At 51.2% G+C, this 8,614-nt stretch carries 8 protein-coding genes; 3 read left to right on the top strand and 5 right to left on the bottom strand.

Features of this window, described 5'->3' with window-relative positions; all coding sequences use genetic code 11:
* Positions 1 to 845: IS3 family transposase (locus NT073_RS00480; RefSeq protein ID WP_297367071.1), on the top strand; the 845-nt coding region annotated here is incomplete at its 5' end.
* Positions 846 to 1,200: 355 nt separating this feature from the next.
* Here the strand turns inward: NT073_RS00480 and NT073_RS00475 are convergent.
* Positions 1,201 to 2,718, bottom strand: a complete 1,518-nt coding sequence (locus NT073_RS00475) for a DUF4832 domain-containing protein (protein ID WP_297367068.1) — start codon at positions 2,716 to 2,718, stop codon at positions 1,201 to 1,203.
* Between the two features lie 228 nt (positions 2,719 to 2,946).
* On the opposite strand from NT073_RS00475, the gene NT073_RS00470 reads away from it, so the two are divergent.
* Entirely contained in the window at positions 2,947 to 3,873 is a 927-nt protein-coding gene (locus NT073_RS00470) for a S1/P1 nuclease (RefSeq protein ID WP_297367066.1), read from the top strand.
* 7 nt (positions 3,874 to 3,880) lie between these two features.
* The gene (locus tag NT073_RS00465; protein ID WP_297367063.1) at positions 3,881 to 4,156 is read left to right on the top strand and encodes a hypothetical protein; all 276 of its coding nucleotides are present in this window, start codon (positions 3,881 to 3,883) and stop codon (positions 4,154 to 4,156) included.
* 146 nt (positions 4,157 to 4,302) lie between these two features.
* Here NT073_RS00465 and NT073_RS00460 read toward each other — a convergent pair whose 3' ends face one another.
* The 4 genes from NT073_RS00460 to NT073_RS00445 all read right to left on the bottom strand — a co-directional run bounded on the left by NT073_RS00460 (position 4,303) and on the right by NT073_RS00445 (position 8,440).
* Positions 4,303 to 4,524 carry a hypothetical protein gene (locus NT073_RS00460; RefSeq protein WP_297367060.1) on the bottom strand — a complete coding sequence of 74 codons (222 nt, stop codon included), beginning with the start codon at positions 4,522 to 4,524 and terminating at the stop codon, positions 4,303 to 4,305.
* Positions 4,525 to 4,917: 393 nt separating this feature from the next.
* Positions 4,918 to 5,286: a hypothetical protein gene (locus tag NT073_RS00455; RefSeq protein ID WP_297367057.1), complete on the bottom strand. Its 369-nt coding sequence runs from the start codon at positions 5,284 to 5,286 to the stop codon at positions 4,918 to 4,920.
* A 370-nt stretch (positions 5,287 to 5,656) separates the two neighbouring features.
* On the bottom strand, positions 5,657 to 6,016 hold the full coding sequence (gene yidD, locus NT073_RS00450) for a membrane protein insertion efficiency factor YidD (RefSeq protein WP_297367054.1): 360 nt from the start codon (positions 6,014 to 6,016) through the stop codon (positions 5,657 to 5,659).
* 294 nt (positions 6,017 to 6,310) lie between these two features.
* Complete coding sequence (locus NT073_RS00445; protein ID WP_297367051.1) at positions 6,311 to 8,440, bottom strand: CHASE3 domain-containing protein; 2,130 nt, start codon at positions 8,438 to 8,440, stop codon at positions 6,311 to 6,313.
* Between the last annotated feature and the right edge of the window lie 174 nt (positions 8,441 to 8,614).

Genomic DNA, 8,614 nt, shown 5'->3' with positions numbered 1-8,614 from the left:
GGCAAGCTTACTATCAACATAGCCATCGGCTCATTAAAGGAGAAGAAGCCGATAAACAAGTACTGGATCTGATCGAAGGTGTTCGAAAAGATCACCCTCGCATGGGAGGTAAGAAACTATACTGGCTCCTTAAAGAAGAACTGGGACAACGGGGAATAAAAATGGGTCGGGACGCCTTGTTCGACTTAATGGCAGCTAACCATCTGTTAATTAGAAAGCGAAGGCGGAAGGTGATCACCACCTTTTCCCGGCATCGGTTTCGTAAATACCCGAACCTGATCAAGGACCTGTTCGTTTTACGGCCCAATCAGGTTTGGGTGGCCGACATTACGTATTGGTTGACAGAGGCCGGCTATCTGTACATTTCATTGATTACTGACGCCTATTCGCACCGGATCGTGGGCTTTGCGGTAGCGGAAAATCTGGAAGCCGTCCATTCTCGACGAGCCCTGGAGATGGCCCTCAAACAAATTACCAAACGAATGGGACCGCACTTGATTCATCATAGCGACCGGGGTATTCAGTACTGTTGTGATGAATATACCAGGGTACTGGATGCATATCACATACGGATCAGCATGACGGAGAACTCCGACCCCTTAGAGAACTCGGTGGCCGAGCGGGTCAATGGTATCCTGAAAGAAGAGTATCTAAGTCATCAACCGGTTCGTTCGCTGGAGGAAGCCTACACCTTGCTAGAGAAAGGGGTGTTTCTGTACAACTACAAGCGGCCTCACCTAAGTTGTGACATGCTCAGTCCGGTAGCGGCTCATGGGAGCTATGGGCCGTTAGAACGGCGCTGGAAAAATTACTATAAGCTGTCCGAATCAGGGGTCAAGAAATAGCTTAACTTCGGACTACCAGTAAAATGGTCAATGTATGATCGGACTAACTCAAAACGGTCAACTTTTTTTAGGACGGTACAACCTCATAATCGTTCATTTAAAGGCATAGAATATCCTTTTAATGAACCCTGCATCTGCCTAATAACCAGTAAGTTGTATGTGCTTTGACTCCGTCTTCAAAAACGTTCACGAAAACCCTTCGCCGAATGAACGCGTATCCTGACTTGAGTAAATAATCACCCCTTTGTTTCTAAGGCCTGAAAACGTCCACGAAAGGGGGCGAATAAAAGAGAAAAGGTGACCGCTGTGAGATGGACTTGTTGTTTTGATCGATTAGAAGGCATCCAATGGCTGGTTATGGCCCAACTATAAGCGTATGGTTTAGTTTGTTAAAACCAGTCTGCTCCTCCCAAAGTCCAATATTAGCCAGTCGGATACTGTAGTCTGGATTCTGAGCCAGTGAGGAGTAGCCGTCAGGTAAATTCAGCAAGAGCTCATACCGACCCGCTTTTACCACGGCCGGCAGCTGAAGCACATGGCGCAGTTGATGACTGCCAGATGATAAGTGACGCGTGTCCGATTCCAGGGTAATGCGGTGAAGGGCCCCGGTCGCCACATTTCGCAGGACAAGTTGAAGGGGCCTTGGGTTGTAAAGAGCTGAATAGCCTACATTGGCCAGCGCCAGTTCAACCCGCAACGGCTGCCCTGCCTTGATGTGCTTAGGGATACTAGCCGATCGTAACACGAACCGGTAGCCAAGTCGGCGACGGATGTTATCCATGCATCCCTGTGTTTGCCAGTCATTATTCACCTCATTGTTATAACTGGCATTCAGGTAACTGTAGTGCATCAGGGCCATCTCCTGCTCGGCCCGCCCCACCGGAGCGCAGTCGTTCTGCGGACTGAAGGCATCATCGCAGGTTTCACCCCCTACCGCCGTGTAGCGACTGTCCTGCGCCATATATCGGCGGAGCGGAACCGTGGCCGGGCCTCGTTTAGCCGACGAGTGGCCCACATCATAAAAGGTGCCGTAATCATCCGCGCTGGCCAAGAAGCAATCGTTGTGAAACCCGATCCGGGCGAGATCGGAACCTCGGTATCCATCCCCCGGCTTCATAGCGGCTGATGTAACGGGTGCTTTGGGGCCGTAGACGAACCGTTGCTTGATCTGCGGGGTACGTACTTGCACCATCCGATCTTTGGGAAGGGCGTTTAACAGAGCAGCCAGCACCTGATTGCGATCCTGCCAGCTACTGTCAGGTACTACACCAAGACCGTTGGTAGATGCATCGCCAAAATAATCGGTAAAATAATTCTCACCCCAAATGCCGATAAATCCCAGTTGCAATACGGCAATCACATCGGCATGCTGCTGAAGCAAGGGGCTTAACTGATTAATGTGAGTCAGCACGATGGCCTTGGGAGCGTCGCCGTAGGGCGGACATATTTTATATTGATCCGGACAGGTACCCGTCGTAGCTTGTTCCGTATAAGCGAACCGGAGAATAAGCTTGATGCCCGCCTGTCTGGCGATACTAAAGTCCTGGCCTATCTTTTTGAGGAAGTCCTCGCTTATGGGGCTGTTCTTGAATGTGTCCAGCCGATAACTTCGATACACCAAGGAACAATGAATGGCATAGCTGGCCTTGGCCACGCGCTGGGCTTGGGTACGGTAGGTGATCAACTTAGCAGCATCGAGAGGCACGAAGCGAGTCGAGGAGGTGCTGATGGGGATGTAAAAGCCCCGTTCTGGGTTGGGAAAATCCTGCTGGCTTTCCGCATACGTGAGGTGACGGTTCTGCGCCTGGAGCGTTGCCTGACCAATTAAGAAAGTTAGAAGTGCTCCCAGCAACAGGTGTGTCGAGTAAATCATGGGAAAAAAAATGACAGGGTATGCCCTAAAGATAAGCAAAAGTATAGGCGTGCCCGGCAACCCGTTGCCGGTGAAATTTATCCGAGTGCTTGCGGTTGGATCGTCGGCTAAAGCAGCATCTTAACAAACGCACGATTCGATCAGCCATTTGTTAGCGATCTCCTAAAGGAATTGGTTGCACTGAAGAACGCTGACCTTTACCTTGTGGGACTTTCCTTTTGATAGCTTATGGACCGCTTCATCAACTTATTGCTGCTAACCGGCCTGTTTCTATCGACGAGCCTATTCACCCTTACGTTTGGTTGGAACCGAGCCACGCACATGGTGACCGGTGCAATCGCCTACCGCGAGTTACAAACGACTTCACCTCAAGTAGCCGATCGGGTTGTGGCCATCCTGCGTCAGCATCCGGAGTATCAACAACGATGGGCTGGGAAGCTGAACGACCCATCACTATCAACCGATGATCAAAACCAGTACCTGTTCATGCTGGCCGCTCGCTGGCCGGACGATGTGCGCGGTAACCAATATGATCATCCTACCTGGCACTGCGTCAACTACATCTACACGCCCGAGCAGGGTGTAGCCCGTACTGATACCGTACTATCGACCGACGAAAATATCCTGCAAGCCTATGAGCAGAACCGGCAGATCCTGCGCAGCAACGCGCCCGATAGTGCCAAAGCGATTGCCCTTTGCTGGCTGTTTCACCTGACGGGCGACGTGCACCAACCACTCCATACGAGTGCGCTGGTCGACCGGCAGTTTCCCAAAGGTGATCGGGGTGGCAACCTGTTTAAGATCAAAGTAATGATGAGCAGCCAGACGATCAATCTGCACTCGTTCTGGGACGGGATGCTGCTGGGAGCCGATGATTTCCAGTCGGCCCGTAACCTGGCCGTTCAGATCCGGCAAGCCGAAGCGCGGAATCAGTTGCCGCAGCTGGGTACGAGGAGCGTTACCGACTGGGCGAAAGAGAGTTTTCAACTGGCACAGGATAACGCCTACCGGAATAACACGCTTCAATCGGGTACCGATCAGGAGGGGACTGTTTTACCGGCTGATTATGTGGCCACCGTAAAACCCATTGCCCAGCGTCAGGTAGCGCTGGCTGGTTACTGGCTGGCTGATGAACTTGTTGCGGATTTAGGCTAATAAGCGTATGGCGGCTCGTCGATTGCTGTTGGTTCTATTCGTAACGCTTTCTGGCTGGTCGTCGGTCGACGCACAGACCGTTACGGGCCGCTACCCACACAAAGCCAAACGTCCGGCTCCGCGTGTCACGGTGGCTTACGTGTTTATTTGCGAGAGCCGTAGCGCGTATGCATACCATAGTGGCATGTGTCGTGGACTGGCCCGATGTACACATGAGGTTAGCCAGATGTCGATGACGCAGGCTCGAAGTACATGCTATGTGCCCCGTAAGATCTGCTATTAGGTCTGTTGAGACAGAGCACAAAAAAGCCCCGATAGTTGTACTACCGGGGCTTGACAAGCTTAATGATTACTAAACGCCGATTAAGGCCCATTTATTGTGCAGTCTGAAACAGTATGAACTCTATTTTGCACTTTATTTTAACCAGACTAGTTGCGCTGTTTCTTATCGTCTCCATCAGTTAACGGGTCTTCTTCGCCTAACATACCTTTCATGGCTTGTTCGCCATATTCACGTTGCAAGCTGCCTAGTTCTTTATCCGAGCAAGCATCACTATGATCCGTATTGCGGACGGTACCGGGCTCCAGCTTATGTTTTTTTTCGAGATTGCCGACCTGAATATCAGAGCGGTCTTTGCGTGTTTTGCTCATGACGGGTTGCTGAGTTAAATTGGCTCTATCACTTCTTTTATAAACCGATTACAACCTGTTTATTTATGAATTCGGGCAAATCCTACGTATTATCGATAAAGATGACCAGTTCATCATACCGGGAAACCACCTTCAACTTATAAAGTGGGTGCGTTTGCCGTTTCGCACAAAATCCGTCAATTAATCTAAAAAGTCTCCTCGTCTCAAGGAGGAGGGTTTTTGCGAGACAGTAATTTTTTCTAATATCTGTTAAATGTAATCCGTTGCATACGGCCACATAATGAGACGACAAGTTTTGCTACCTGTCAGGTAGACAGTAATCGGTGCACCGACCCGGTACGCCCCCTCGCCACTCCGGTCTTGTTAATCGCATACGGGTGGTCGTGGGCCAATTCAACTTTGCCACTCTTTAATTTCGGCCAGCGTTCCGGTGAACGCAGCGGGAAGTTCGCTCATGGGATTACCGGTTTTCCAATCTCGATTCTTAATTTTGCCCCGAATAGCTTCGCCCATCCCGAGCGCCATATCTAAAGTTAGATCGCAGAAGATCAGGCCAGGATACTGACGGGTCTGTAGCACAACGATGGAGTTGGAGGTCCACTCAATCGAATCCGCACTCCAGACTTGCTTTCCCATGTTGAAGAGTTGGACATTATCAGACACGCGATAAATAGCGGGTTCAAATACCCAATGGCTCATGGCCATCTCCAGCAGGCTGATTCGAACCTGATAAATGCCGTCAGGTGAAAATTGATCGTTCATTACTTTAGTGATGAATCATGGAAAAAGTACGTCAAGCCCAGCCAACAGGGGCCATGACCGGTGCTACTCATAAAAAGGGCCGTTGCCCAGCGTTATAGCTATTTATCGAAAAAGGCCATAATTAGCACATAGGGCTATGTTTTTTTACAAAATCCGGCTTAATCATTTAAAAGGTTGTTATCTGAACGCTACTTGTCTCATGGAGGAGCGTTTTACGATACATTTGCTTTTTACTATCTGTCAAACACAACCAGTCACATACGTTTTGGCTCGTTCTGAATCAGGTGGTCATCCCACTGACTGTGTGAAAAATACCCTCATGAGTTGAGCCAGGTAGTCTCGCCTGATGGGTAAAGGGAAGTACAGCTAACTAGGGAAGATCAACACCCCCCGCGCCGGGCCGGCACCGGTGCAGGCGCTTCAGCGTAGAATAGAATCCCTTCCGGAAGCCATGCTGACGCAGGGCCAGTTCAGCGTAGCGCGAACAGGAGGGTTCATAAACGCAGCCCAGCCCTATACTAGAGGCTAGTTTGGTACGATACCACTTGAGTGCCCGCACGATTAGGCGCAGCCACAGGGGTTTAGCCGGAAGAGGGAGTTCATCGACCAGGGTGTCAGTAGGCGTTGTGCCGGTCAGGGAGCGCAGGACACTGACCTGTTGTTTTTCGTCTATAATCAGTTTCGCCTGTACGCCATTAATGGTCACCAAGCGGGTTCCGTGTGGAGTCATTGCGCGTATGGTTTGTGGATACTGCTGTAAAAAGGCAATTAGTCCAGTCATCTACAAGAGGGGCACACCGTTATTTCGTCAGCGGTAGCTATTCAAACCCGTGAGCCCTTGTCGTTACCCGCTTTCACCCAACGTTGACGACTCATTTGGCCCGTCCCTGACATTCCGTATGGTATAGCTAAAAGCGGATCGTCAGAACGGATTTAACCCATCAGCCCCTCGCTTCAAAATCGATCACCATAGGGGTCTTTTCTAATAGCGGACAGCGACAATTCTCTCCTCAACGGGTGCGGGTCAAGCAGGGGACGCCAATCTTAAGCGAACCGTGAACACGGTGCCTTCCCCTTCGGTGCTGGCTACCTCAATCTGACTTTGTTGCAGGGTCATATACTCCTGACAGATGCTTAACCCTAGACCCGTCCCCGTAATGCCCCCTGTATTACTGGCTCGGAAGAATTTACCAAATAAGTAAGGCAAATCAGCGGAGGGAATACCGATGCCCTGATCCCGGACCAACACCCGTACCTGAGCCCACTCAAAGACGATTAGTAGCTGTGGGTTGCTCGAGGAAAACTTAAAGGCGTTCGAAAGCAGATTGGCCAGCACATGGCTCAACATCGTTTTATCCGCCCACACGGGGACCGGCTCTCCCTGCAGGACTAGCTCGACGTGACGCCCGTCTTCCCGATTCTTAAACAAGCTCACCACTTCTTCGCTCAACTTAATCAGATCGGTGGCCACTAGCTCGACCCGTTGTTGACCGGCTTCAATCTTACTCAAGGTGAGTGTATCATTGATTAACTCCGTTAAGATTATCCCATGCTGGTTAATTGTGGCGAGCTGCTTTTGGATTTTTGACGTCAGACCATTACCCGCATCGGCATGAAGATACCGCTGGATGAGACTGGCACTCAGTTTGATGGCCGTTAAGGGCGTCCGGAACTGATGGGAGGCCGTCGCAATGAACTGGGACTTCAAGCCATTAAATGACCGTTCAGCCGCCAGGGACTCTTCCAGCCGCCGTTCGTTTTCTAGGACCGCCGTTATATCGGTAGCCATGCCCATTCGCCGGGTGAGTTGGCCGGCTTCGTTTTTTTGGGTGAAAATGCGCGTACTTAGCCAGCGAAGCGTACCATCGGGGTGGTGTACCCGGAAGCGAAAAGCAGGGCGGGGCTGCTGGCTCATAAACGCTTCCAGCACCAGCGGTCGATCTTCTTCAACGATCGCCTGGGTAAAGGCCAGCGGCTGGGCATAAACCGTTTTCAGGCTGATGCCGGTATAGCGTTCAAAGCTGGGGTTCATGTACAAAAACGTTGGGCTGTGCACGTCCCGTACCCAAAAGATTTCATCCACATTTTCAGCAATCGCCCGAAAGCGTTGTTCGCTGTCAAGAAGAGCCTGCTGGGCCTGCTTAGCTTCGGTTCGATCCAGTAAGGTCCCCGTCAGGCCCACGAACCGCTGCTGGTCATCGAGCGTACTGGTCATCAATACTTCGAGCCAGCGGTAGCCACCGGCTCGATGGCGAAAGCGAATCAACAGGGTGCCATCCGGTGGCCAGCTACCCACCTGAATCTGCTCCAACAGTTGCTGAATAGCTGAGCGGTCTTCATCCAGCACGGCATTCACCAGAAAGTCCCCCAGGGAGGCCTCCACTGCAAAGCCGGTGAGCTTCTCCCAGCCAGGGTTTAAGTAGGTCCACCGCCCGTGAGAATCGGTTTGAAAGACCAAGACTTTCAGGCGCTCAACCAGGGAGCGGTAGCGTTGCTGGCTGCTTTGCAGGCGTTGTTCGACCCTTTTCCGACGGTTGAACTCCCGGTCAACCAGCCAGTAAGACCACCCGCCGTTGATCAGGGCCAGCACCAGCAACAACCAAATCAACCGACTGGTGGCCGCATAATCGGCCCGTAGCTCCTGCTGACGAGTACGCAAGAGTCTCTGTTCCACCTGGATGAGGGTAGCTATGTGCTGGCGGATTTTATCCATGCGCTGTTTGCCAATCGGCAATAAGGCTTTGGCCGAGCCATCGAGCCATCTGAGCTCGAAAAGGATGGCCATCTTCTCGCTGACTACCTGCTGGAGCTGTTGTATTTTTCGTTGTTGGCCGGGGTTATCGGCTACTAATCGGGTCAAGGTCTTCAGCTGGGCCGCAATCTGGGGAAGGGCCTGAGAATACGGTTGGAGGAAGGTCGCATCCCCCGTCGCTACGTAACCCCGAGTGCCGGTTTCGGCGTCTACTATCTTAGCTTCCAGCGCCTTGAGTTGATCAATGACTTGGTCGGCATGGTTCACCCATTGCTGGTCTTTTTGCTGTCGGTACAGCAGCGTCTCTAACAAGCCAAGGCCCCCTAGCAGTAACGAAGCCGCCCCCAGGAAGGCAAGGTTAATTAGCCGCCGTTTCGTAAACAAGTATAGGTTTGGGAACATGTACAGACATAAAAAGTAACAACTAGTATAGTAAGTAGCTAAACTATGTATTGTTACTTTATATTAAAAGGCCTATGATGCTTCTTTTTTGATTACTTGAGGGGACCGGCGAACTAGGGTTGCAAATGGAGATGACAGGATGAACAGAAAGTGTATTTCCATTTTTAAAGCTGT

This window comes from Spirosoma sp. (assembly GCF_026391055.1).
GTDB lineage: Bacteria > Bacteroidota > Bacteroidia > Cytophagales > Spirosomataceae > Spirosoma.
Note: the sequence above shows the minus strand (reverse complement) of the source record. Positions and strands in the feature narration are given on the sequence as shown.